The organism is Aureimonas phyllosphaerae (genome assembly GCF_047943035.1).
Taxonomy (GTDB): Bacteria; Pseudomonadota; Alphaproteobacteria; order Rhizobiales; family Rhizobiaceae; genus Aureimonas; species Aureimonas phyllosphaerae.
Genome location: NZ_CP181348.1, coordinates 2350684 through 2373920, shown reverse-complemented (window position 1 = coordinate 2373920; position 23237 = coordinate 2350684). Strand labels below are relative to the sequence as shown.

Annotated in this window: 22 protein-coding genes; 12 read left to right on the top strand and 10 right to left on the bottom strand. The window is 68.8% G+C overall.

Annotated elements, in window-relative coordinates; translation table 11 throughout:
- Positions 1-4 precede the first annotated feature (4 nt).
- Positions 5-1126 carry a GTP cyclohydrolase II RibA gene (ribA, locus tag ACLNGM_RS11185; protein ID WP_416354972.1) on the bottom strand — a complete coding sequence of 374 codons (1122 nt, stop codon included), beginning with the start codon at positions 1124-1126 and terminating at the stop codon, positions 5-7.
- A gap of 401 nt (positions 1127-1527) precedes the next feature.
- Between ribA and ACLNGM_RS11180 the strand changes: the two genes are divergently transcribed.
- The 4 genes from ACLNGM_RS11180 to ACLNGM_RS11165 are packed head-to-tail and all read left to right on the top strand — an operon-like array spanning position 1528 to position 4600.
- Positions 1528-2322 carry a zinc-dependent alcohol dehydrogenase gene (locus ACLNGM_RS11180; RefSeq protein ID WP_416354971.1) on the top strand — a complete coding sequence of 265 codons (795 nt, stop codon included), beginning with the start codon at positions 1528-1530 and terminating at the stop codon, positions 2320-2322.
- Between the two features lie 45 nt (positions 2323-2367).
- Positions 2368-2766, top strand: a complete 399-nt coding sequence (locus ACLNGM_RS11175; protein ID WP_090960829.1) for a 6-pyruvoyl trahydropterin synthase family protein — start codon at positions 2368-2370, stop codon at positions 2764-2766.
- Positions 2763-3821, top strand: a complete 1059-nt coding sequence (locus ACLNGM_RS11170) for a glycosyltransferase family 4 protein (RefSeq protein ID WP_416354970.1) — start codon at positions 2763-2765, stop codon at positions 3819-3821. The genes ACLNGM_RS11175 and ACLNGM_RS11170 overlap by 4 nt, the downstream gene beginning before the upstream one ends.
- The gene (locus ACLNGM_RS11165; RefSeq protein ID WP_416354969.1) at positions 3818-4600 is read left to right on the top strand and encodes a methyltransferase type 11; all 783 of its coding nucleotides are present in this window, start codon (positions 3818-3820) and stop codon (positions 4598-4600) included. Before ACLNGM_RS11170 ends, ACLNGM_RS11165 begins: the two co-directional genes overlap by 4 nt.
- 12 nt (positions 4601-4612) lie before the next feature.
- On the opposite strand, the gene ACLNGM_RS11160 is transcribed toward ACLNGM_RS11165, so the two are convergent.
- The gene (locus tag ACLNGM_RS11160) at positions 4613-5581 is read right to left on the bottom strand and encodes a lysylphosphatidylglycerol synthase transmembrane domain-containing protein (protein ID WP_416354968.1); all 969 of its coding nucleotides are present in this window, start codon (positions 5579-5581) and stop codon (positions 4613-4615) included.
- A gap of 414 nt (positions 5582-5995) precedes the next feature.
- Between ACLNGM_RS11160 and ACLNGM_RS11155 the strand changes: the two genes are divergently transcribed.
- The 4 genes from ACLNGM_RS11155 to ACLNGM_RS11140 are packed head-to-tail and all read left to right on the top strand — an operon-like array spanning position 5996 to position 11355.
- Complete coding sequence (locus ACLNGM_RS11155; protein WP_416354967.1) at positions 5996-7591, top strand: peptide ABC transporter substrate-binding protein; 1596 nt, start codon at positions 5996-5998, stop codon at positions 7589-7591.
- 57 nt (positions 7592-7648) lie between these two features.
- Complete coding sequence (gene oppB, locus ACLNGM_RS11150; RefSeq protein WP_416354966.1) at positions 7649-8572, top strand: oligopeptide ABC transporter permease OppB; 924 nt, start codon at positions 7649-7651, stop codon at positions 8570-8572.
- Positions 8565-9731 carry an ABC transporter permease subunit gene (locus ACLNGM_RS11145; protein WP_090960842.1) on the top strand — a complete coding sequence of 389 codons (1167 nt, stop codon included), beginning with the start codon at positions 8565-8567 and terminating at the stop codon, positions 9729-9731. Before oppB ends, ACLNGM_RS11145 begins: the two co-directional genes overlap by 8 nt.
- Before the next feature lies 1 nt (position 9732).
- Entirely contained in the window at positions 9733-11355 is a 1623-nt protein-coding gene (locus tag ACLNGM_RS11140; protein ID WP_416354965.1) for an ABC transporter ATP-binding protein, read from the top strand.
- A gap of 58 nt (positions 11356-11413) precedes the next feature.
- Here the strand turns inward: ACLNGM_RS11140 and ACLNGM_RS11135 are convergent, their stop codons facing one another.
- From ACLNGM_RS11135 to ACLNGM_RS11110, 6 genes are all read right to left on the bottom strand, one after another.
- The gene (locus ACLNGM_RS11135) at positions 11414-12916 is read right to left on the bottom strand and encodes a tripartite tricarboxylate transporter permease (protein ID WP_416354964.1); all 1503 of its coding nucleotides are present in this window, start codon (positions 12914-12916) and stop codon (positions 11414-11416) included.
- 12 nt (positions 12917-12928) lie between these two features.
- Entirely contained in the window at positions 12929-13474 is a 546-nt protein-coding gene (locus ACLNGM_RS11130; protein ID WP_090960850.1) for a tripartite tricarboxylate transporter TctB family protein, read from the bottom strand.
- A gap of 77 nt (positions 13475-13551) precedes the next feature.
- Positions 13552-14538, bottom strand: a complete 987-nt coding sequence (locus tag ACLNGM_RS11125; protein WP_416354963.1) for a Bug family tripartite tricarboxylate transporter substrate binding protein — start codon at positions 14536-14538, stop codon at positions 13552-13554.
- Positions 14539-14614: 76 nt separating this feature from the next.
- Positions 14615-16327 carry a dihydroxyacetone kinase family protein gene (locus tag ACLNGM_RS11120; protein WP_416354962.1) on the bottom strand — a complete coding sequence of 571 codons (1713 nt, stop codon included), beginning with the start codon at positions 16325-16327 and terminating at the stop codon, positions 14615-14617.
- On the bottom strand, positions 16324-17220 hold the full coding sequence (locus ACLNGM_RS11115) for a sugar phosphate isomerase/epimerase family protein (protein WP_416358430.1): 897 nt from the start codon (positions 17218-17220) through the stop codon (positions 16324-16326). Before ACLNGM_RS11115 ends, ACLNGM_RS11120 begins: the two co-directional genes overlap by 4 nt.
- 108 nt (positions 17221-17328) lie before the next feature.
- Positions 17329-18366, bottom strand: coding sequence for a 4-hydroxythreonine-4-phosphate dehydrogenase PdxA (locus ACLNGM_RS11110; protein ID WP_416354961.1), 1038 nt, complete (start codon positions 18364-18366; stop codon positions 17329-17331).
- A gap of 195 nt (positions 18367-18561) precedes the next feature.
- Between ACLNGM_RS11110 and ACLNGM_RS11105 the strand changes: the two genes are divergently transcribed.
- Entirely contained in the window at positions 18562-19260 is a 699-nt protein-coding gene (locus tag ACLNGM_RS11105) for a GntR family transcriptional regulator (RefSeq protein ID WP_416354960.1), read from the top strand.
- 4 nt (positions 19261-19264) lie between these two features.
- Here ACLNGM_RS11105 and ACLNGM_RS11100 read toward each other — a convergent pair whose 3' ends face one another.
- On the bottom strand, positions 19265-19927 hold the full coding sequence (locus tag ACLNGM_RS11100) for a hypothetical protein (protein WP_416354959.1): 663 nt from the start codon (positions 19925-19927) through the stop codon (positions 19265-19267).
- Between the two features lie 28 nt (positions 19928-19955).
- On the bottom strand, positions 19956-20660 hold the full coding sequence (locus tag ACLNGM_RS11095; protein WP_416354958.1) for a hypothetical protein: 705 nt from the start codon (positions 20658-20660) through the stop codon (positions 19956-19958).
- 130 nt (positions 20661-20790) lie between these two features.
- Between ACLNGM_RS11095 and ACLNGM_RS11090 the strand changes: the two genes are divergently transcribed.
- The 3 genes from ACLNGM_RS11090 (at position 20791) to ACLNGM_RS11080 (ending at position 23218) form a co-directional block, all read left to right on the top strand.
- Positions 20791-21762 (top strand): sugar-binding transcriptional regulator, encoded by a 972-nt coding sequence (locus tag ACLNGM_RS11090; protein ID WP_416354957.1) that lies wholly within the window; start codon positions 20791-20793, stop codon positions 21760-21762.
- Between the two features lie 97 nt (positions 21763-21859).
- Positions 21860-22291, top strand: a complete 432-nt coding sequence (locus ACLNGM_RS11085) for a transcriptional regulator GutM (protein WP_416354956.1) — start codon at positions 21860-21862, stop codon at positions 22289-22291.
- Positions 22292-22366: 75 nt separating this feature from the next.
- On the top strand, positions 22367-23218 hold the full coding sequence (locus ACLNGM_RS11080) for a PTS glucitol/sorbitol transporter subunit IIC (RefSeq protein WP_416354955.1): 852 nt from the start codon (positions 22367-22369) through the stop codon (positions 23216-23218).
- Positions 23219-23237 lie beyond the last annotated feature (19 nt).

Sequence of the window (23237 nt, the reverse complement as noted above, 5' to 3'; positions counted from 1 at the left end):
CGTTTCAGCCGAGCTTTGCCGCGATCGCCGGCCAGTCGAGGAGATGGCCGGCGCGCCGCGCCTTGGTGACGAGGTAGCCCTGGTTCTCGGCGGTCACGGTGCCGAGCACGGCGGTGCGCGCCTGCACCTCGATACCGGCCGATTGCAGCGCCGCGATCTTGGTCGGGTTGTTCGTCATCAACTCGACCGATCCGATGCCGAGCGAGCGAAGCATGGCGACCGCCGCGCCGTAGCGCCGACCGTCCGGCTCGAAGCCGATCTGCGCATCCGCATCGATCGTGTCGTAGCCTTCGTGTTGCAGCCCGTAGGCACGCATCTTCGCGGCAAGGCCGGTACCCCGACCCTCCTGGTCGAGATAGAGCAGCACGCCGCCACCACGCTGCGCGATCAGCTGCAGACCGTTACGGAGCTGGTCGCCGCAGTCGCACTTCAGCGAGCCGAAGAGGTCGCCCGTGATGCAGGACGAGTGGATGCGCACGGGAACCGGTTTCGACCTGTCCGGCTCGCCCACCATGATGGCCAGCTGGTCGCGCTGCGCAAGGCCGCCGCGGAAGACGATGAACCGGCAATTCGAGATGTCGCGCAGCGGAACCGCCGTACGCACGATCTCGGTGAAGTGTGTCTCCTCGACCAGCGCCGCCCGAACCTCGGCTTCGTCGACCGACAGGAAGCGCCCGCCGATCCGGTCGTCGGTGCGGATCGGGCGAACGAGGAAGGCCGGCAGGAGAAGCGCGAGCCGGGCAAGATCGTTGAGGCAGGTGAGTTCGGATGCCGGTCGCCATTCGTCGGCGAAGCGCAGATCGGCAGCGAAGGCGATACGCGAGAGATCATCGAGCGACGCCGTGCCGGTCTTCAGGCAGACGGGCCCGATGGTGGATATCCCGAGGGCGCGGGCCCGGTGCGCGCTGAGAAAGAGACCGACGTCGTCCGGCGTATCGCCGAAGAAGCGTTCGATGTCGCCGGGCGCGGCCGCATCGAGCGCCAGCACAGCGTGGTCCGCCCCACCCGAATGAAGGAGAACCGGCCGGCCATAGCGCAGTTCGGAAACCGCACGTTCCGTGTTCACCTTGGCGAACTCTGAGAAGGTGTCATCCCGGAAGAGGATGTCGGAACTGCCCTCGCTCATCGCCTGCTACTCCTCGAAACCCATGCGATACGGGCGATCGCGCGGCGTCTTCGCACCGGCTCGCTCGTATGTGACAGCTAGACGACGCGCTGTTTTTATCCAGATTAGGTCGCGAACAACCACGTGATGAGTTCCGCTCGGAGGGTAACCCCGGCGACTGGTTCCCAAGCGAAGATATGATCATCGTTGCCCGGCAAACCATTGACCCAGCGGACGTTCGCGCCGCCGACGTTTCGCTCGCACTCTGGATCGAGGAACCCGGCAAGGCTGCGCTGCGTCGAAGCGTCGCCCCGGCTCCTGGCGCAGACGAGTGGCGCGTTCGCAGCCTCTTCGGCGCGATCAGCCGAGGCACCGAGCGACTGGTCTTTGAGGGACGGGTTCCGAAGGAGGAACACGAGCGAATGCGCGCGCCGCTCCAGGAGGGCGCGTTCCCGTTCCCGGTAAAGTATGGCTACAGCGTCATCGGCCTCGTGGAGGGCGGGCGCGACGCTCCGGTCGGGCAGACGGTCTTCTGCCTCCATCCTCATCAGGACCGGTTCGCCGCTCCAATGATGGCGTTCCGGCCGGTTCCGAAGGGCGTACCGCCAGCCCGGGCGGTGCTCGCGCCCTTCATGGAAACCGCGCTCAATATCGTCTGGGACGCGGCGATCGCGCCCGGCGACCGGGTTGCGGTCGTTGGGGCCGGACTGATCGGCTGCCTCGTCGCCTACCTCTGTGCGCGCATCCCCGGAGCTGACGTGACGTTGGCCGACCCGAACCCCGCGCGCCGAGACGTGCTCGCCGGATGGGGCTGCGATCTCGTCGCCCCGGACGCCCTTCCCGGAGACCAGGACGTCGTGATCCACGCCTCCGGCCGGCCGGAGGGCCTCGCGCGGGCGCTGGACTGCGCCGGCCTCGAAGCGCGGGTCGTCGAGGCGAGCTGGTTCGGGCGACAGGACGTCGCAGTCCCGCTCGGCGGCGCCTTCCATTCGCGGCGGCTACGTCTTGTCTCGTCGCAGGTCGGGCGGATTCCGGCGAACCGACAGGCCCGCTGGACCACGGCCCGGCGGCTCGACATGGCGCTGCGCCTCCTCGCCGATCCGCTTCTCGACCGCGTGTTCTCCGGCGAGAGCGCCTTCGAGCGCCTCGACCGGGACTACGGAACCATCCTTTCCGATCCCGATACGCTCTGCCATCGCATTCGCTACGCGCCCTGAGGCACTTTCCCTCCGATCCCGTTTTCCCTATTCAAAGGTTCGCCGATGTACGCCGTCGAAGTCCGTGACCACATCATGATCGCCCACAGCCTGCCCCGCCCCGTCTTCGGCCCGGCGCAGGGCATGCACGGTGCGACCTTCGAGGTGGATGCCGCCTTCTTCACGCGCGAGGTCGACGCGGACGGCCTCGGTGTCGACATGGGTCTGGCGATCGGCCTCCTGAAGGAGGTACTCGCGCCCTTGAACTATCAGAATCTCGACGAGCTCGAGATCTTCCGGGGACGCGTCACGACCACGGAGGTGTTGTCGCGCCACGTCTTCGACGCCCTCGCCGCGAAGATCCGTGAGGGCGCGTTCGGGCCGGGCAACGGTCGCATCGAGCGCATCCGCGTGACGCTGCACGAGAGCCATGTCGCGCGCGCCTGGTACGAGGGCGAGCTTTGAGCGCAAGCCCGGCTCGCCATCTCGTCTTCGCGATTCCCGGCGACCTCGACGCACCGAGCGGTGGCTATGGCTACGACCGGCGAATGATCGCCGAACTCGGCGGGTTGGGCTGGCAGGTCGATGTCCTGGCGCTACCGGCCGGCTTCCCGCTTCCGGGGCGCGCCGACCTCGCGGCCACGGCGGCGGCCTTCCGTGCGCTGCCGGACGGCGCGCTGGTGCTGGTCGACGGTCTGGCCTTCGGCGCCCTGCCCGATGTCGCGAGGAGCGAGGGCACCCGCCTGCGGATCGTGGCTCTCGTCCATCATCCGCTCGCGCTGGAGGACGGGCTCGCCGCGCCGGTCGCAGACGCCCTGCGCGCCAGCGAGCGCGAAGCTCTGGCTCGCGCGCGTGCCGTCGTCGCGACCAGTTCGACCACGGCGCGCCTCCTGTCGATCGGCTTCGGCGTCGGCTCGCGCATTGCGGTCGCTCCGCCCGGCACCGAGCGTCGGGCCGCGCCTCTGGAACGGCCGTCGTCGCGAATGCCGACCATCCTCTCCGTCGGCTCGCTGATCCCGCGAAAGGACCACGCCCTTCTCGTCGATGCGTTGGCAGGCCTCGTCGAACGTCCCTGGCGCTGCCGGATCGTCGGAAGCGAGACCGCCGATCCGCCGACCGCGCGCGCGCTCAAAATGCGCATCGCGGACGCGGGTCTCGAACGGCGGATCGCGGTGATCGGCGCGGTCAGGGACGTCGCGGCCGAGTACCGGACCGCCGACATCTTCGCCCTGCCTTCGCGCTTCGAGGGCTACGGCATGGCGTTTGCCGAAGCCATGGCGCACGGGCTGCCCATCGTCGGCTGCGATGGCGGTGCGGTCTCCGAAGTCGTCCCGTCCTCGGCGGGGATGCTGGTCGAGCCGGGGGACGCGCAGGCGTTCGCACGAGCGCTGGAAGCCTTGATCCGCGACGCCGCCCTGCGACAGCGCATGGCGGACGGGGCCCTCGAAGCCGCCGCCCGCCTGCCGACCTGGGGCGCATCCGCCCGGATCCTGTCCGATGCTCTGGAGGCTGTGCGATGAGCGGTTTCGACACGACCTGGCTGGATCTCCGCGAACCTGCCGACCACGCCGCACGAGATGCCGCGCTGCTGACGGCGGCACGCGAGTTCCTCCAAGCCGGCGGCCCCTCGCCGCTCGCCGTCGATCTCGGCTCGGGGACCGGCTCGACGCTCCGGGCGTTCGGATCGGACGACCGTGTCCGCTGGCGCCTCGTCGATCACGATCCGCGCCTTCTCGAAGCTGCCGTCTCGCGTCTCGACGGCTTCCCGCATGTCGAGCGGATGGAGGCGGATCTTGCCCATCTCGACCCGGCCGTGCTGGCGGACGCTCGCCTCGTGACGGCCTCGGCCCTCTTCGATCTCGCTTCCGAAGCGCTGGTGGAGCGCATCGCCGATCTCCTCTCGGAGCACCGCATCGGCCTCTACGCGGCCTTGAATTACGATGGCGCGACGCGTTGGGAGCCGTCTCATGACGGCGACCGCGAAATGCTCGCGGCCTTCAACGCGCATCAGACCACGGACAAGGGTCTCGGGCGGGCGCTCGGGCCGGAGGCCGCCGACGCGCTGCGTCACGCCTTCGAGCGGCGGGGATACGAAGTCCGCGTTGCGCAGAGCCCATGGCGGCTTGGCCCCGATCAGCGGGCGCTGGAAACGGCCCTGCGGGACGGGTTCGTTGCCGCGGTCCGCGAGACGGGACGCGTCGACGGGGCGGCGATCGAGGTCTGGCAACGGGACCGGACCGACCATCCGGCCGCCTGCCATGTCGGACACTGGGATGTTCTCGCCCTGCCGAGAGGCTGAACAAGGATCGGGTCAGGCCGCGGCGCGCCTGCGGCCGTCCGCGGCATGGCGCGCGAGCACCAGCACCCCCGGCAGTGCCCCGATCAGCGAGGCGATGCCGTAGACGACGCTCGCGGCGAAGGCGCCGTCTGCCGTGATCCCCGCCGCCGGCAGGATCGCGGCGGCGGCGGCTTCGCGCAGTCCCCACCCGCCGACCGAGACGGGCAGCAGCATCGACAGCAGCACCAGCGGCACGAGAAGCAGCGTCCCGGCGAAGCCGAGCGGCGCGCCGACGGCCATCGCCGCCAAGGCGAAGGTCGCGAAATAGGACAGGACGACGGACACCGACAGGGCCGCCTGCACCATGAAGGCACCGCGCCGGACGAAGACCTCGGCGAGCACCGGTCCGAAACCAGCACGGAACCGCGCAGCCCGCTCGCCGAGCGCGCGCGCAAGCAGCCAGCCGATCCCGACGATCCCCGCGACAGCCCCGAGGAAAACGAGCAGCCCCCGCCCCCCCGGCGGGACGACGCCGAACACGAACGGCGCGGCGAGAAGACCGATGCCCGCCGTGGCGAAGAGGACGAGCTGTCCCGAAAGGCGATCCAGCACGACAGCCTGTCCGGCCCGTCCGGTCCAGCGATCGTCCCGTCCCTCCCGCGCCGCGCGGACGACCCGCACCGCGTCGCCGGCGACGCCGCCCGGCAGAACCTGGTTGAGGAGCGTCGCGAGATAATATTCGCCGATCGCCCGTCCCGCCGCGAGCGGCTCGCCGAGCCGCTTCGACACGAAGCGCCAGCGCAGCGCGGACAGGACGATCTGCGGTTGCACCGAAAGGATCGCGAGCGCCACGAAGACGGGATCGGCCTGACGCAGCCGGGCGATCACCTGTCCGCGGTCGAGCATCGCTGCGACGAGCGCCAGGATCGCGGCCCCGGCGAGAAGCGGCAGGACGATGCGGCACCAGGCGGGCATCGCGGACAGGGGAGGAAGTCTCGGCACGTCGTCTCCGGGCAGGCCCACCGCCGGCTCGGATCGGAGGCATGGGGTTGCAAACGGCATGTAGCGGCCCAGCCCCGCCGCGGACAGGGCCGCAAGGGGGACATCGATGCCATCAAAGATCCGAGAGGGCCGTGCCTGCAAAACTGTCAGCGTACCGAGGATCGATGTCTATCCGAGCCACATGCGAAAGTATCGCCGCCTGAAGACCAGTCGAGGCGAAGTCGAACCGGCATGCGGCGGCTTCGATGTCTGGCCCAGCCGAGATGAGCGACGACGCTTGGTCGCGGCATTCGCCTATACCGTCCGGCTTGCTTATCGTTCCCGCGCCATGCTTCAACCGTGCCTTCCGTTCGACCGGTCGAGTCCGCAACAAGGTGGACTCCCGGCGACCAACCGACATGGAGACGTCACCTGATGACCCTTCGTCCGATCCACGCGCTCATCGGCGCCGCCCTCTTCACTTCGACCCTTCTGGCAGGTCCGGCCTTCGCCCAGACCCTGCATCGGGGCAACGCGGGCGAGCCGCAGACGCTGGACCAGGCGCGCACCTCGGTGAACATCGAGGCCTTCGTGCTGAAGGATCTCTACGAGGGCCTGACGATCTACGACCCGAACGGCAAGATCGTGCCGGGCGCCGCCGAGAGCTGGCAGGTGTCGGACGACGGCAAAGTCTACACGTTCAAGATCCGCGACGCGGCGAAGTGGTCGAACGGCGATCCGGTGAAGGCCGAGGACTTTGTCTTCTCGATGCGCCGCATCCAGGACCCGAAGACCGCCGCGCCGTACGCCAACATCCTCTACCCGATCAAGAACGCCGAGAAGGCGAACAAGGGCGAGGTGCCGCTCGACCAGATCGGCGTGCGCGCCGTCGACGACAAGACGCTCGAGATCACCCTGGAGCGGCCGACGCCGTTCTTCATCGAGCTTCTGGCCCACCAGACCGGCCTGCCCGTGCACCCCGCGACCGTCCAGGCGCAGGGCGACAACTTCGTGCGGCCCGGCGTGATGGTCTCGAACGGCGCCTTCAAGCTCACCGAGCAGGTCACCAACGACCACATCACCGTCACCAAGAACCCGGAATACTGGGACGCGGCGAACGTGAAGCTGAACGAGGTGATCTTCTATCCGATCGACGACGCCGCCGCCGCGCAGCGCCGCTTCCAGGCCGGCGAGATCGACATGACGTTCGACTTCGCCGCCGACCAGCTCGACTTCCTGAAGAAGGAGTTCGGCGACCAGGTCCGCGTGACGCCCAAGCTCTCGACCGAATACTACGCCTTCGACACGCGTACCGCGCCCTTCGACGACGTGAACGTGCGCAACGCGCTGTCGATGGCGATCGACCGCGACTTCCTGTCGAAGGAAATCTTCCAGGGCGCCCGCCTGCCGTCCCTCTCCTTCGTGCCGCCGGGCATCGTCGGCTACGAGAAGCCGAGCGAGCCGACATATGCCTCGATGGACCAGCTCGATCGCGAGGACGAGGCGCTGCGCCTTCTCAAGGACGCCGGCTACGGCGAGGGCGGCAAGCCGCTCAACATCTCGATCCGCTACAACACGAACACCAACCACGAGCGGGTGGCCACCGCGATCGCCGACATGTGGCGCACGCAGTTCGGCGCCAACGTGACGCTGCAGAACTCCGACGTCGCCTCGCACTACGCCTACCTGCAGGAAGGCGGCACCTTCAACGTAGCGCGTGCCGGCTGGGTCGCCGACTATGCCGACGCCGAGAACTTCCTCGCGCTGACGACGACCGGCAATAAGACCTTCAACTATTCCAAGTGGTCGAACCCGGAATACGACCGGCTGATGGCCGCCTCCTACGAGGAGCAGGACCCGGCCAAGCGCGCCGAGATCCTGCATCAGGCCGAGACGCTGATCCTCAAGGAACAGCCGATCGTCCCGCTCCTCAACTCGGCCTCGCTCTGGCTCGTGTCGAACAAGGTCTCCGGCTGGGGCGACAACGCCGCCGACGAGCACCTGTCGAAGTACCTCTCGGTCAACCGCTAACCGGCGGCCGGCGGGCGGCGCTTCGGCGCCGCCCAACCCTTCCCGAGAGTTTCATCCATGATCCGTTTCGTCTTCGGCCGCCTTCTCAGCGCGGTGCCGACGCTGTTTATCGTCGTCACCATTTCCTTCTTCCTGATGCGGGCGGCGCCCGGCGGGCCGTTCAATCTCGAACGCCCGCTCCCGCCCGCGACCATGGCCAACCTGATGGCCACCTACCAGCTCGACCAGCCCCTGGTCGTGCAGTACGCGACCTATCTCTCCAACGTCGTGCATGGGGACTTCGGTCCGAGCTTCATCTACCGGGACTATTCCGTCTCCGAGCTGATCCTCCAGGCCCTGCCCTATTCCGTGACGCTCGGCCTCTGGGCGCTCGCCTTCGCTGTGATCGGCGGCACGATCGCCGGCGTCGTGGCGGCGCTGCGCCAGAACGGCTGGGTCGACTATCTCGTGATGGGCGTCGCCACCGTCGGCATCACGGTCCCGAACTTCGTGATCGGCCCCGTGCTCACGCTGATCTTCGCCATCACCCTCTCGCTCGTCCCGGCCGGCGGCTGGGGCGACGGCTCGCTGCGCAATCTCGTCCTGCCGGTCATCGCCCTCGGCCTGCCGCAGCTCGCCGTCTTCGCCCGCCTGACGCGCGGCTCGATGATCGAGGCGATGCGCACCGACCACGTGCGAACGGCGAAAGCCTATGGCCTGCCCTGGCGCTCGGTGGTCGTCACCCATGCGATGCGCGGTGCGATGCTGCCGGCCGTCACCTACCTCGCACCCTGCTGCGCCGCGCTCCTTACCGGATCAACCGTGGTGGAGACGCTGTTCACGATTCCCGGCGTCGGCCGCTACTTCGTGGAAGGGGCGCTCAACCGCGACTACACGCTGGTGATGGGCACGGTGGTGCTGATCTCGGTCTTCATCATCGCCTTCAACCTTTTGGTCGACCTTCTCTACGCCTTCCTCGACCCGAGGATCCGCCATGACTGACCTCGCATCCACCACGCCCGATCCGGGCCCGCTGCCCGGCGACCTGCCCGTTGCACCGCAGGACGTCCGCGGCCGCTCGCTGTTCCAGCTGGCGCTCCTGCGCCTTCGCCGGAACCGTGCCGCCATGGCCGGCTTCGTGATCCTGATCCTCGTCGCGCTGTTCTCGTTCCTCGGGCCGCAGTTCACCGACCATCGCTACGATCAGGTGTTCCAGTCCTACGTCTCGGTGCCGCCATCGCTGGAAGCCTGGCCGCGCGAGGAGAACCTGAAGGGTGCGGTCGAACGGGTGGCCGAGCGGGCGCGCGTCACGCTCGCCGCCTTCGACGTCGAGGATGGTCGCTACCTCGCCACCATCCGCTCCGACGAGCCGATCGATCCGCGCGTCCTGCGCTACTTCGACCGGGCGGGCGAACTCGGCACCGGCGCGTCCGTCGCCGAGACGCGCGAGGACGGGCGCGAACTCGTCGTCGCGGGCACCGTCGGGCAGACCTATTTCCCGTTCGGAACCGACGGCAACGGGCGCGACCTCATGGTCCGCACCATGGTCGGCGGGCAGATCTCGCTCGTGATCGGCGTTCTCGCCAGCCTCGTCTCTCTCGTGATCGGCGTCACCTACGGTGCCATCTCCGGCTATGTCGGCGGGCGCGTCGACAACCTGATGATGCGCCTCGTCGAGATCCTCTACTCGCTGCCCTTCGTCTTCATGGTCATCATGCTGGTCGCCTTCTTCGGCCGGTCCTTCGTCCTCATCTTCGTGGCCATCGGCCTCGTGGAATGGCTGGACATGGCGCGCATCGTGCGGGGCCAGACGCTCACGATCAAGCGGCGCGAGTTCGTCGCGGCGGCGGAGGCCATGGGCCTCACCGACCGGCAGATCGTCCGGCGCCACATCGTGCCCAACACGATCGGTCCGGTGGTCGTCTTCGTCACCATCGTGGTACCGAAGGTGATTCTGCTTGAAAGCTTCCTGTCCTTCCTCGGCCTCGGCGTCCAGGCGCCGCTGACGAGCTGGGGCGCGCTGATCTCTGACGGGGCGCAGACGATCCAGGCGGCCCCCTGGCTCCTGCTCTTTCCGGCGGTGCTCTTCTGCGTGACGCTCTTCGCGCTCAACTTCATCGGCGACGGATTGCGCGACGCCTTCGATCCGAGGGACCGCTGACATGGTCGAGACCGTGCTTTCCATCCGCGACCTTCGCGTCGCCTTCGACACCGAGGACGGCCAACTCGATGCCGTGAAGGGCGTATCCTTCGAGGTCGCGCCCGGCGAAACGCTGGCGGTCGTCGGGGAGTCCGGGTCCGGCAAGAGCCAGACCATGATGGCGGTGATGGGGCTTCTGGCCGCCAACGGCCGAGCATCAGGCTCGGCGCGCTATCGCGGCGAGGAAATCCTCGGGCTCCCCGCCCGCCAGCTCAACCGCTATCGCGGTGCCAAGATCTCGATGATCTTCCAAGAGCCGATGACCTCGCTCGACCCGCTCTATCCCGTCGGACGGCAGATCGGCGAGGTGATCCGTCACCATTCGGGCAAGCGCGGCTCGGCCGTGCGGGCGCGGGTGCTCGAACTCCTCGGCCTCGTCGGCATCCCCGAGCCCGAGCGGCGGATCGACAGCTTTCCGCACGAACTCTCCGGCGGCCAGCGCCAGCGCGTGATGATCGCCATGGCGCTCGCCAACGATCCGGAACTCCTCATCGCCGACGAGCCGACGACGGCACTCGACGTGACGGTGCAGGCGCAGATCCTGAAGCTTCTCGCCGATCTCCAGAAGCGCCTCGGCATGGCGATCCTCCTCATCACCCACGATCTCGGCGTCGTCCGGCATTTCGCGGGGCGGGTCGTCGTCATGCGCCGCGGCAACGTGGTCGAGGAAGGGCCGACGGAAGCGATCTTCCGGTCGCCACGCCACGACTACACCAAGATGCTGCTCGCGGCCGAGCCGCAGGGCGGCAAGCCGCCGGTCCCGGAGGGCGCGCCGCTCGTCCTGTCGGCGCAGGACGTCGTCGTCGACTACGACCTGCGGGGATCGAAAAGCCTGTTCTCGAAGGGGCCTGACACGTTCCGCGCCGTCGACCACGTCTCGCTAGCCCTGAAGAGCGGCCAGACGATCGGCGTCGTCGGCGAATCGGGATCGGGCAAGTCGACGCTCGGGCGCGCCATCCTGCGCCTCCTGCCGAGCGACGGGCGATACCGCTTCGAGGGGCAGGACATCACCGCCTTCGACCGGCGGCGCATGCGCCCGCTGCGGCGCGAACTGCAGCTGATGTTCCAGGACCCGTTCGGCTCGCTCAGCCCCCGCCTCACGGTCGGCGAGATCGTCACCGAGGGCCTGCTCGTTCACGAACCGGCGCTGTCGGCCACCGAGCGCTCACGCCGCGCGGCCGCCGCGCTCGAGGAGGTCGGGCTGCCGCCTGAGGCACGCAACCGCTACCCGCACGAGTTCTCGGGCGGCCAGCGGCAGCGCATCGCCATCGCGCGCGCCATGATCCTGAAGCCGAAGGTCGTGGTGCTGGACGAGCCGACCTCGGCGCTCGACCGCTCGGTGCAGGTGCAGATCGTCGAGCTTCTGCGCAAGCTCCAGCGCGAGCACGGCCTGTCCTACGTCTTCATCAGCCACGATCTGGCGGTGATCCGGGCGATCTCGGACCACATCCTCGTCATGAAGGACGGCAGGCTGGTCGAGGAAGGCGCGACGGAGGAGATCTTCTCCGCCCCGCGCGAGGACTACACGCGCACGCTGATCGCCGCCGCCTTCGACGCAAAGCGGCCGCGCGAACTGGCCGCCTGAACCGATAAAGGGGCGCCACATCGGCGCCCCTTTTCTTTTGTCCCAGGTCTTCGATCGGTCAGGCGGTGCGCGCCGGCCGCACCATCTGGATCGCCTTGGAGATCAGCGGCCAGGCGAGAAGCAGGAGCGCCAGCGCCATCAGCGTGCCGACCAGCCCGTTCGACCAGAAGATCGAAAGCGACCCGCCGGAATAGAGCATCGACTGGCGGAACGCGTCCTCGGCCTTGTCGCCGAGCACCATGGCAAGCACCAGCGGCGCGATCGGGTAGTCCAGCCGCTTGAAGACGTATCCGACGATGCCGAAGGCCACCGCCAACATCACGTCGAACTCGGCGTTCGCCACCGTGTAGGCGCCGATCAGGCAGACCACGATGATGATCGGGCCGATGATGCCGAAGGGAATGCGCAGGATCGAGGCGAAGAGCGGCACGGTGGCGAGCACCAGCACCACGGCGATGATGTTGGACAGGTACATCGACGCGATGAGGCCCCAGACGAAGTCCGGCTGTTCCACGAAAAGAAGCGGGCCGGGCTGGAGGCCCCAGATCATCAGGCCACCCATCATGACGGCCGCCGTCGCCGAGCCCGGCACGCCGAGCGCCAGCATTGGCAGGAGCGCCGAGGTTCCGGCCGAGTGGTCTGCGACCTCCGGCGCGATGACGCCTTCCGGCTCGCCCTTGCCGAAGTTCCGCCCATACTTGCCGAAGCGGCGGCCGAGGCCGTAGCTCATGAAGGACGCGGCCGTCGGCCCGCCCGGCGTGATGCCCATCCAGACGCCGACGGCGGCCGAGCGCAGGAAGGTCACCCAGTAGTGCGGCAGGCGGGCGAGCGCCCTGAAGATCTCGCGCACCTCGATCTTGGACGAGACGCCCTTGAACTTCAGCTCCTCCTGCACGGTGAGCAGCAGCTCGCCGATGCCGAAGAGACCGATGACGGCGACGAGGAAGGAGATGCCACGCAGAAGGTCCGGCCAGCCGAAGGTGAGGCGAAGCTCGCCTGACACCGTGTCCATGCCGACGGTCGCGAACGCCAGGCCTGCCAGCAGCGAGACGGCCGCCTTGATCGGATCGCCGCCGCCGAGGCCGATGAAGGAGCAAAAGGCGAGAAGGTATATCGCGAAGAACTCGGGGCTCGAGAAGCGCAGCGCGAATTCGGCGATCCAGCTCGCCAGAAGCGTGATGACGATGACGCCGGTCAGCGCGCCGATGCCGGCCGAGAAGAAGGCGGTCGACAGCGCTTCCGTCGCCCGGCCCTGCTTCGCCATCGGATAGCCGTCGAAGGTGGTCGCCACCGATGACGGCTCGCCGGGGATGTTGAAGAGGATCGAGGTCGTCGATCCGCCGAACAGCGCGCCCCAGTACATCGAGGACAGGAGGATGATCGCCGAGACCGGCTCCATCGTGAAGGTCAGCGGCAGGAGCAGCGTCACGCCGTTGGGCGCGCCGAGGCCCGGAAGGACCCCGACCAGAATGCCGAGGAGCACGCCCATGACGATGAGCGCGACATGGTAGAACGAGAAGGCGACGGAGAAGCCGTGCAGGAGATTGGCGATGTCAGCCATGGATCGATCTTCTCAATAGATGCCGAGCAGCGGCATGACGACGCCCTTGGCGAGCGGCACCTGGAACCAGAACTCGAAGGTGACGAAGAAGACGGCCATGGTGGCGACCGAGATCACCGTCGCCTTCACGACGCCGACCTTGCCGAGCGTCATCATCGAGAAGACGAGGAAGAGCGCGCCGGACAGATAGACGCCGAGCCACGGGATGAGCGCGGCGGAGATCGCCGTCGGCACGAAGACCGAAGCGATGCGCCCGAGCGCCCCATCCTCCAGAAAGCGCTCGTCGAGACCGGTCGGCTCGTGCAGCGCGACGGCGCCGCCGGCGGCCTGCGCCTCGAGGTTGGCGGGCGCGCGACGACGCCCGGTGAGGCCGTATTTGACGGCGATCACGAGGCCGAGCACCGTCAGGATGATGCCGATGCGGAACGGAAAATAGCCGGCGGACGGACCGAAATCCGTCCAGCCGGTGCCGTTCTCCAGGCTGCCATAGGCCGTGACGACACCCAGGAGGGTTGCCGAAAGGCCGGTCGCGACTTCGATGTGACGGCGGGTCACCATCGCGCGTCCTCCCCTTTTGCGTGACGGGCTGGCTTCGGGCGGCCGTCGGCCGGCCGCCCGTACTGCCGGCGGTCGGCTTAGTTGACGAGCCAGCCGTCCGCTTCGAACTGCTTGCGCGAGCGCTCGACGTCGGCGGCGATGTAGGACTTGAACTCGTCGCCCGTCATGAAACGGGCCGTCTGCGAGGTGTTCTTCAGGTAGGCCTGAAACTCCGGCGTCGCGGACACCTTCTTCAGGAGATCGGTGTACCAGGCAACGGCCTCGGCCGGCACGTCGGCCGGGGCGAATACGGTGCGCGGCATCTGGTAGGCGTCCAACTGCAGCCCCTGCTCGCGGCAGGTCGGGATGTCGTTCCACGACATGGTCTCGGTGACCTTGGTCGTATCGGCCATCCGCTCGTTCGACATCACACACAGAGGCTTGGCCTGCCCGGCGCGCCACTGACCGACGTTCTCGGCCGGATTGTTGGTGTTCGCGTCGATATGATTGCCGGCGAGCTGCACGGCGGCCTCGGAGCCCGACTTGAAGGGGATATAGAGGAACTTCGCCCCCGTCGCGGCCTCGATGCGGCGCACAAGCGTCTGGTCGACGTCCTTGGACTGCGAGCCGCCGAAGCGGATCTTGCCCGGCGTCGCCTTGCCGGCTTCCACGAGATCGGTGATCGTCTTGTAGGGGCTGTCGGCCTGCACCCAGACCACGAACTCGTCGACCGCGAGCGTCGCGACCGGCGTGAGGTCCTCGGACTTGTAGCCGAGGCGCGTGACGAGCGGCAGCTGCCACTCGTTGGAGGTGCCGAGGATCAGCTTGTGATCGTCGCCCTCCGCCCCCGCGCCGTAGATGAACGCCTCGGCGCCGGAGCCGCCGCCCTTGTTGGAGACGACGACGTTGGTCGGCGACAGGTTCTCCTTGGCGATCGCCGCCTGGATCTGGCGTGCGAACTGGTCGGTGCCGCCGCCGGCGCCGCCGGCCGCGATGAACTCGACGGGCTTCGTCGGAGCCCACTGCGCCATGGCGGGCGCGGCGAGAGCGAGGGTCACGAGGGCGGTGGTTGCGAAGAGCTTCATTGGATCATGCCTCCCAGACGGATCGTTGAAGAAAAGGGCACCCGGCCGGTCGTCCGGCCGGGGAATGGAGAACGGGTCAGCCGGCGTTGAGGGCCTCGCCGACCGTGCGGGCGCAGAGCGCCAGCGAGACGGCGCCGGCATCGGGATGTCCGATGCTCTTGGCGGCGAGCGGGCGCGCACGGCCGAGCCGGGGCGTCAGCCCGGCGGTCTCGTCGGCAGCGCGTGTCGCGGCTTCGGCAGCCCGGCCCCACGCATCGCGCAGGCGCGCGCCGCGCTTCACCTCGGTGTCGAGCGTCTCGACGAACGGAACCAGCGCATCGACCAGCGTCTTGTCGCCGACCCGGGCGCGTCCGAGCGTGGTGACCGCGTCCCGGCCGGCCGTCGCGGCGCGGGCCGCAGCGGCGGCATCCACGGGAGCATCGTCGCCGAGCGCCGTGCCGAAGCCGCGCAGCAGAAGTCCCCAGATCGCACCGGAGGTGCCGCCAGCGGTGTCCGCCCAGCGATCGCCGGCATGGGCGAGGAGCGAGCCCGCTCCCGCACCTGCGGCCAACGCCTTGCGTGCGCCCTCGGCAGCCGCGGCCGAGCCGCGCCGCATCCCCTGCCCGTGGTCGCCGTCGCCTGCCACCGCATCGATGCGGCCGAGTTCGTCCTCGGCCTCAGCCAGCACGTCGGCCAGCCGCTCGACGATGGCGCAGGCCTTGGCCGCATCCCGGCGCGAGGCGTCCGACGCCGCTGCGAAGGACAAGGTGTCGGCATTCGCTTCGACGGGCTTCGGCGCAGCTGCGCGCGGCTCGACATTGCCACGCCGGAATGCGGCACCGTGGGCGGGCGCCAGCCAGAGCGGCTCCAGTTCCCCGTCGAGCCAAGTGATCGTGAGAGAGCAGCCGGCCATGTCGAGGCTGGTCACGAACTCACCCACCTCGGGCTGGATCAGGGTCAGCCCTGCGTCGCGCAGGCGGCGGGCAACATGGGTCCAGAGGACGAAGAGCTCCTCGTACTTCGTGGCGCCGAGCCCGTTGAGGAGCACGGCGACGCGCCCGTTCGCACCGGCGGGACGCTCGGCCAAGAGCGGATCAACGAGGAGGTCGGCCAAGGCCTTCGCCGACATCGCCGTCTCGTCGCGGATCCCCGGCTCTCCATGGATACCGAGGCCGACCGCGACCGAACCCTTCTCGACCGTGAAGAGCGGCGCGTCGGCGCCCGGCAGGGTGCAGCCGGAAAAGGCGATTCCGAACGACTGGGTGCGCGCGTTTGCCAGCCTTGCCAGACGCTCGACCTCGTCGAGGGTCATGCCGGCTTCGGCCGCCGCGCCCGCGATCTTGAAGACCGGCACGTCGCCTGCCACGCCGCGGCGAAGCTCGGGCGTCTCCTTCGGCGCGCTCGCCACGTCGTCGGTGACGGCGAGAACGCGCACGTCGATCCCCTCCCCGCGCAGCCGCGTCGCCGCCGCGCCGAAGTTCAGGACGTCGCCGGCATAGTTGCCGAAGCCAAGCACGATTCCGCCGCCGCGATGGGCCTGCCGGCAGATGCGCGCCACCGATTCCGTCGACGGCGAGGCGAAGACGTCGCCGGCAACCGTCGCGTCGGCGAGGCCGATGCCGACATAGCCGCCGAAGGCCGGGTAGTGGCCGGAGCCGCCGCCGATCACCAGCGCGACCTTGCCCTCGGGCGTCTGCGTCGCCCGCACGGCGCCGCCGCGCACGGGGTGCACGAGATGGGCGTTGATGTCGCAGAAGCCTTCGAGGGCGCTCTGCGCGAAACGTTCGGGCTCGTCGTAAATGAGGGTCATGCCGTGGTCTCCGGACGCGGAAGGATGCGGCGAAGATAATCGCGATTGGTGGCGCTGACCGACAGCCCGTCGCCGCCGTAGTGCTCGACCAGGAACGGCGAGCGGAAGCCGTGGGCGAGCGCCATGCGAATGGCGGTCCGGTAGTTGATCGTGCCGAACTCGAGGGGCGCCGGCGCGGTCATGATGGCCCCGGTCGTCTCGTCCTCGATGCGCGTGTAGTTCTTGACGTGCCAGAAGCCGGCGAAGGGGGCAATCTTCTCCATCATTACCTGCCAGTGCTCGACCGGACGATGGAGGCGGATCAGGTTGCCAATGTCGGCATTGATCTTCACGTTGGGCAGATCGACGTCGGTGACGAAGCGCACCGCGCCGTCGGCCGTGCCGATCAGCGTGTCCTCGTACATCTCCAGCGAGATCTCGAGGCCGAGGTCGGCGGCATGGCGTCCGAGATCGCGCAGCCGCTCGACGGCGAGCGACCAGGTGCCGGCATCGGTCGGGTTGCGCTCGCCCTCCACCGTCCAGAACCAGAGCGCTTGTCTCTGCGCGTCGGTGAGCGGGTCGAAGAAGCCGAAGGACACGGCGCTGGCGCCGATCTTCGCGGCCGTGTCGAGAACGCGGTGGCCGTAGGCCAGATGCGCTTCGCCGAGCGACGGGTCGATGAGGTTCTTGCGCGCGGTGGAGATCGCCGGGATCGTCAGCCCGTGCGAGGCGACGACGCCCATGAACTCGTCGAGCCGCGAGGGCTCGAGGTCGGCGATGCGCAGCCAGCCGTCGGTCGGGTCGAGCTCGGTGAAGCCGGCGTCGGCGACGTCGGCGAGCGTTGCGGACCATTCCTCGGCGGACTGGTCCTGCGTCGTCCGGCCGTCCGGCAGGATACCCGGATACTGGATCATCGCGGCCGCGATCGGCCAGTTAGTTCGGTCGAGCTTTCGCCCGGCTCCTTCAGACACGCGCACACCTCCCTCACGCATGCGGACGCTTCAAGGCTCGGCCGTCGGCGCTCACTCGGCCGCGGCGGCCAGCGCGCGGCGCTGGTTGGCCATGCGCACGGCGAGGCGGAAAGCCTCGCGCGTCGCGCCGAGATCGGCTTTGCCCTGGCCGGCGATGTCGTAGGCCGTGCCGTGGGCGGGCGTGCAGAGCGGGAACGGCAGGCCGCCCATCATGGTCACGCCCTTGTCGAAGCCGATCAGCTTCATCGCGATCTGGCCCTGGTCGTGGTACATGGTCAGCACCGCGTGCCAGCCGTCCTTGAAGGCGCGCAGGAACACCGTGTCGGCCGGGAACGGCCCGTCCACGTCGTAGCCGGCCTCCTTGGCGGCCCGCACGGCGGGCTCGATGATCTCGATCTCCTCCATGCCGAAGGCGCCGCCGTCGCCGGCATGCGGGTTGAGGCCGTTGATCGCGATGCGCGGACGCTCGATGCCGGACTGCTTGAGGCAATCGTGGGTGAGCTTCACCTCGGCGAGGATCGCCTCGACCGACAAGTGGTCCGAGACCTCCTTCAGCGGGATGTGCGAGGTGACGCGCGCGTTCCAGACCTTCTCCAGAACGTTGAACTCGCGCACCTTGCCGGAGAAGCCGGTGACGTCGACCACGAAGCGGATCTCGTCGTCGTAGCCGGGATAGGCGTGGCGCATCGCCTGCTTGTTGAAGGGCGTGAAGATCACGGCGTCCGCTCGGCCGGCATGGGCCATTTCGAGAGCGCGGCGGAAATTGGTCGTGGCGAAAGTGCCGCCCTCGAGCGTCGCCTCGCCGCGGCGCACGTCCTCGACCGCCAGATTCTTGAGGTCGATCATCACAGGGCGGGAGCCGTCGCCGATGTGATCGACATCGCTGGCCTCGCCGAGGTCGAGCGTCACACCGGCCTCGCGGGCACCGCGATCGAGAATGCGGCGGTCACCGAACACCACGACGCGAGCGCGCTCGTTGGTTTCCGGGTCGGCCAGCAGCATGGCGGCCAGTTCCGGGCTGATGCCGGCGGGGTCGCCCATGGCGAGTGCCACGATCGGACGATCCGCTGCGTTGGTCGCGAAAGCCATTCCCAGTCCTCCCGAATGAAGCTTGCCCATAGCGCTATCCCATTCGCATGCACGCATCAAGCCTTTTTCATTTTGTATTCTGCATACAGCATTCGCGTTTGACGGTTTGGTGATGTTGTGGTGTGAGTGAAGCCATTCCGCGCGGGAGCCACGACGCTTCGGATGCCGAGCGTCGGGTTCGATAGGGAGGGATCGATGAGCGATACGATGTCTGCGTCTCGTCCGATCAACGGAGCCGTCGGGACGGATCTCGGGCGCATCTCGCGGACCTCGCTGCACGACACGATCGTCGGGCGGCTGCGCGACATGATCATCGAAGGCGCGCTGGAGCCCGGCTCACGACTGCACGAGGGGCAGCTCGGCGAACAGCTCGGCGTCTCCCGCACGCCCCTGCGCGAGGCGATCAAGTATCTGGCGAGCGAAGGGCTCGTGGAGCTCGTGCCGAGCCGGGGCGCCGTGGTGCGACGCTTCGGCCGCAAGGACGTCCACGATATGCTGATCGTCCTGCGCGAGCTCGAGCATCTGGCGGGCCGGCTCGCGTGCGAGGCCGGCAGCGATGCGGGGATCGCCGCCGTTCGACGGGCGCACGACGCGATGATCGATCGCTACAAGGCGCGCGACCGCCTCGCCTATTACAAGCTCAACCAGGAGATTCATACCCGCATCGTCGAGCTGTCGGGCAACGCCGCGCTCATGCACGTCCATGCTGGCCTTCAGATGCGCCTGAAGCGCGTCCGCTTCATCGCCCACGAGGGCGCGGACAAATGGGCGGCGGCCGTCGCCGAGCACGAGGAGATGATCGCCGCGCTCGAAAAGCGCGACGGGCCCGCCCTGTCGGAGATCCTCACCCGCCACCTGTCCCGCGCCTGGGATCGCGTGGCGGACATGATCTGACGGCTCAGGCCTCCGCTGCGGCGGGCGCGGCCAAGCGCTTGTCCCAGTCCAGCATCCGCCCCTTCAACGCCGAGCGGAAGCGCGCGGCCTTCGGGAAGTCCCAGTTCGGATCGCCGCCGAGGAAGAGGTCGAGGAAGGGGATCGCAAGGTCCGGGTCGCTCGCGACGTTCTCGCGGAACGACGCCCAGGACCGCAGCTCCAGCGCTTGCGACGACAGGTGGATGCCCTCGAGATCCTGTTCGGCGAGAACCTTGTCGAGCACCGTGATGCAGAACTCGAAATAGAAGACGCCCTCCGGCCAGAAGGCGACGAGCGCCTCTTCCGGCCGGGCGAGGTCGCCGCCCTTCGGCCGCGCCGCGCCGCCCGTGACCGGGCGGTTGCGGATGAGGCTCGACAGGAGGATGCCAGCGGCGAAATGGCTGAAGTCGCGCCGGTCGCGATCGGCGAGCGAGCGCTGCGCATCGAACTGGCGCATCCATTCCAGGAAGGCGCGCGTCAGGCTGCGCTGCGCCAGCGTCATGTGGACGCCATAGCGGACGTTGAACTGCCCGAGCGCGATGTCGACCGTGCGCGAAAAGTCGCCGAGGCGACGGATCGACCGGCGGAGCGACTGGCGACCGCCGGCGTCGGCGGCTTCGAGACTGAGCGTCAGGACGGGGTCGTTCACGGGACGCGGCGCCTCGCTTAGCGATGGTTCAGGGAAGGTAGGGGATGGTCGAGCGCCAAGCAGCGGCGAGATCGGTGAAACGCTCGTCGCGCATCAGCGTGCGCCACTGCGGTCCCTCGGCCTCGACGGCGCGCTGCGCGCCGACGAGCGCCAGTTCGCCGGACGCCCCGCTGTCGCGTCGCACGAGAACGCCGAGCCAGACCGCCAGCGCCATGTGATCGTTCACCGCCGCGCTGTCCTCGGGGTCGACGGGGCCCAGCGCGCTGGTGAGGCAGGGCCGCGCCGCGCCGACCGCGGCGAGGCGCCCCGCCGCACGGGCCGCTGCCGTCACCGTATCCTCGTCGCGGACCCGGCGGCCGAGATCCTCGGACGCCATCGCCAGCCGCAACTCCGACACCACCGCGTCGCGCGGGCCGCCGAGCGACAGGACCTCGCGGCATAGCGCATAGAGATCGGCGCTCTCGACCGGCGCGCCGACGCCCATCAGCGAGGTCGCCATGCGGTCCAGCGTGCGCGATACGTCGGCGCCGCCGCGCGGGATGACGCGCTCGGCCACCTTCTCGGCGCGCGACAGCACCCCGTCCGCCATTCGGGCGAGACGCCGGGCCGGCTCCGGCGTGCCGATCAGCCGGGCCGAGATCGAGCCCGCCGCCGCTTCCTGGCGAATCGACGTCCGCAGGTCCCGGATGCCTTCCTTGAGCGGCAGCGTCAGATTATGGGGATGGGGCAACATGAAGCTCTCCGAACTGGTCCGACGAATACCATACGAACGGCGGAAGCATGAGACGTTTTCCTGACAGCGCGCAGACCCGCTCCTTCAACGCGCGACGGCCTCTATGCGATGCTTCGCGCCGGGGGCTTTCGTGAAGGGCCGCTCGCGCAACGGCGCGGAAGCGCCCGCGACCGACACCCGCGCCGACCGCATGCGCGTGCGCGCGGCCTGGATGTACTACGTCGAGGAGTTGACGCAGAGCGACATCGCCGCCGCCCTCGACATCGGCCGCGTCAGCGTGGTGCGCCTTTTGGCCGAAGCGCGCGCACGGGGCGAGGTGCGCATCTCGGTATCCGGCGCGCTGGCCGAGCTGACCGCGGCCGAGCGGGCGCTCGAGCGTCGCTACGGCCTGCGCAGCGCGGTCGTCGCGCCGGCGCCCGGCAAGGGCGAAGACCCGTCCAGCGCCATCAGCGCGGCGATCGGCGGGGTCCTGTCCGGTGCGGTCGCCAGCGGCATGACGGTCGGCCTCGGCTGGGGTCGCACGCTCCTCGAATCGCTGCCCTTCATCGAGCCGCACGCGCTGGAGGAAATGCGCGTCGTCTCGCTGCTCGGCGGCATCAACCAGGCGCACCGCTTCAACCCGGCCGAGTTCGTCTGGCGCTTCGCCCAGATCTTCAACGGCGACGCCTTCCTCCTCAGCGCCCCGGCGATCGTCGACAGCCCGGAGACGAAGACGGCCCTCGTCGAGCGCTGCGGCCTCGGCTCGACGCTCGAGATGGCGGAGAAGCTCGACCTCGTGGTCCTCAGCGTCGGCGGCATCGAGAAGAACGCCACGACCTACCGCACCGGCTACATCGCCGAGGCCGAGCGGCGCTCGCTGGAAAAGGCCGGCGCGGTGGGCGATCTCCTGTTTCATTTTCTGGACCGCGACGGAAACTTGGTGGATCATGCCATCAACGAGCGCATCGTCTCCGCCGACATGGCGGCGATTCGCAGGGCGCCAGAGCGGATCCTCGCATCGGGCGGTCCCGAGAAGATCGCGGTCCTCAAGGCCGCCCTCGCCTTTCTGAAGCCGACGGTGCTGGTCACCGACGAGACCACGGCCCAGCGGCTTCTCGACTGACCCAAGCCCTTTCAACGAACATGTTGACACAACGCAAGTCAAATGTTCACTTGACCGAAAGGAAGCGGGGACGGACGCTTTCCGGGAGGCGAAGGGCATGACGGGTTGGCAGATCGCGCTGGCGCTCCTGGCGCTGGCTTGGGCGCTTCAGTGCGTGGGAACCGTGATCCAGGTGCGGCGCTATCGCGACGCATTCCGCGACCTCAGCGGCTCGTCGGATGACGGGTGGATGGGGGTGGGCAAGGGCGGCGGCGCCCTGCGCGGCGCGGCCATCGCCATGATCACCGTCTCGCCGGACGGCCGGGTGCGCCGGGCGACGAGCCTCGAAGGCCGCACGATCTTCGCCAAGGCCCGGCGCCTGCCCGACCTCGAAGGCCGGTCGGTGGCGGACGTGCGAGCCGATGCCGGGACGCGCCGCCGCGAACCGCTGGCCGCCGCGATCCTCAGCGCGCTCGACCAGATCGATCAGGCCCGCTCGCGCCAGACCGCGGCACCGGCGGCCGAGCACGGCGAGCCGCTGCCGGCCTGATCCCGGCCGACGGGACCAAACACTCGACACGAACGTCGCAACGCCCCGACGCGGGCACGGCTGGGAGGGCCGACTATGCTGACGATGATGATGCTGGCGCAGGGGGCGGCGGATCTGGCCGCCCACGGCGCCATCCACGCCCAGACCCTGGCCGACCCCGCGCTTGCGGCCGCGCTGACCGATGCGGCCGCGCACCACGGCGCCGGCGCCGCCGACGCCGCCCAGCACGGCGCCACGCTGCTCGCCCAGGCGACCGATCCCGGCGCGGCGGGCACGGCGGCAGCGACCGCCCCGGCGTCCGGCGGCGGCGCGATCTCGGCCGACGAATACGCCCGGCGTGTGCAGCAGCTGTCGGCCACCGGCAACCAGGAAGAGCAGCTCGGCTGGCTCGCCACGATCGGCCGCCACTTCATCGGCGTCTTCCAGAAGGGCGGCGAGGTCTTCCTTGGCTTCGTCACCGGCATCATCCCGACGCTGGTCGTGCTGATGACGGCCTTCTACGCGCTCACCGGCATGATCGGCGAGGAGCGCGTCCATGGCCTCGCCCAGAAGGCCGGCCGCATCGCGCTGACCCGCTACACCGTGCTGCCGGTCCTCTCGATGTTCTTCCTGACCAACCCGATGGCCTACACGTTCGGCACCTTCCTCGAAGAGAAGCACAAGCCGGCCTTCTACGATTCGGCCGTCTCGTTCTGCCACCCGATCCTCGGGCTCTTCCCGCATGCCAATGCCGGCGAATACTTCGTCTGGGGCGGCGTGCTCGTGGCGCTCCTGGAGCTCGAAAACCGCGGCGTCATCCCGGCCGGCTACCACATCAACTTAGCGATCTACTACTTCATCGTCGGCGTGGTGGTGATCCTCCTGCGCGGCATCGTCACCGAGCGCGTCACGCGCTTCCTCGCCGCGCGCGAAGGCGTGACGCTCTAAGGCCCCGGGGAGGATCGAA

Bases quoted from the DNA above. Each gene is read 5' to 3' on its own strand.
- ribA (WP_416354972.1), bottom strand. From the start codon at position 1,126: ATGAGCGAGGGCAGTTCCGACATCCTCTTCCGGGATGACACCTTCTCA.
- ACLNGM_RS11180 (WP_416354971.1), top strand. From the start codon at position 1,528: ATGCGCGCGCCGCTCCAGGAGGGCGCGTTCCCGTTCCCGGTAAAGTAT.
- ACLNGM_RS11175 (WP_090960829.1), top strand. From the start codon at position 2,368: ATGTACGCCGTCGAAGTCCGTGACCACATCATGATCGCCCACAGCCTG.
- ACLNGM_RS11165 (WP_416354969.1), top strand. From the start codon at position 3,818: ATGAGCGGTTTCGACACGACCTGGCTGGATCTCCGCGAACCTGCCGAC.
- ACLNGM_RS11155 (WP_416354967.1), top strand. From the start codon at position 5,996: ATGACCCTTCGTCCGATCCACGCGCTCATCGGCGCCGCCCTCTTCACT.
- oppB (WP_416354966.1), top strand. From the start codon at position 7,649: ATGATCCGTTTCGTCTTCGGCCGCCTTCTCAGCGCGGTGCCGACGCTG.
- ACLNGM_RS11145 (WP_090960842.1), top strand. From the start codon at position 8,565: ATGACTGACCTCGCATCCACCACGCCCGATCCGGGCCCGCTGCCCGGC.
- ACLNGM_RS11140 (WP_416354965.1), top strand. From the start codon at position 9,733: ATGGTCGAGACCGTGCTTTCCATCCGCGACCTTCGCGTCGCCTTCGAC.
- ACLNGM_RS11135 (WP_416354964.1), bottom strand. From the start codon at position 12,916: ATGGCTGACATCGCCAATCTCCTGCACGGCTTCTCCGTCGCCTTCTCG.
- ACLNGM_RS11130 (WP_090960850.1), bottom strand. From the start codon at position 13,474: ATGGTGACCCGCCGTCACATCGAAGTCGCGACCGGCCTTTCGGCAACC.
- ACLNGM_RS11125 (WP_416354963.1), bottom strand. From the start codon at position 14,538: ATGAAGCTCTTCGCAACCACCGCCCTCGTGACCCTCGCTCTCGCCGCG.
- ACLNGM_RS11120 (WP_416354962.1), bottom strand. From the start codon at position 16,327: ATGACCCTCATTTACGACGAGCCCGAACGTTTCGCGCAGAGCGCCCTC.
- ACLNGM_RS11115 (WP_416358430.1), bottom strand. From the start codon at position 17,220: ATGATCCAGTATCCGGGTATCCTGCCGGACGGCCGGACGACGCAGGAC.
- ACLNGM_RS11110 (WP_416354961.1), bottom strand. From the start codon at position 18,366: ATGGCTTTCGCGACCAACGCAGCGGATCGTCCGATCGTGGCACTCGCC.
- ACLNGM_RS11105 (WP_416354960.1), top strand. From the start codon at position 18,562: ATGAGCGATACGATGTCTGCGTCTCGTCCGATCAACGGAGCCGTCGGG.
- ACLNGM_RS11095 (WP_416354958.1), bottom strand. From the start codon at position 20,660: ATGTTGCCCCATCCCCATAATCTGACGCTGCCGCTCAAGGAAGGCATC.
- ACLNGM_RS11085 (WP_416354956.1), top strand. From the start codon at position 21,860: ATGACGGGTTGGCAGATCGCGCTGGCGCTCCTGGCGCTGGCTTGGGCG.
- ACLNGM_RS11080 (WP_416354955.1), top strand. From the start codon at position 22,367: ATGCTGACGATGATGATGCTGGCGCAGGGGGCGGCGGATCTGGCCGCC.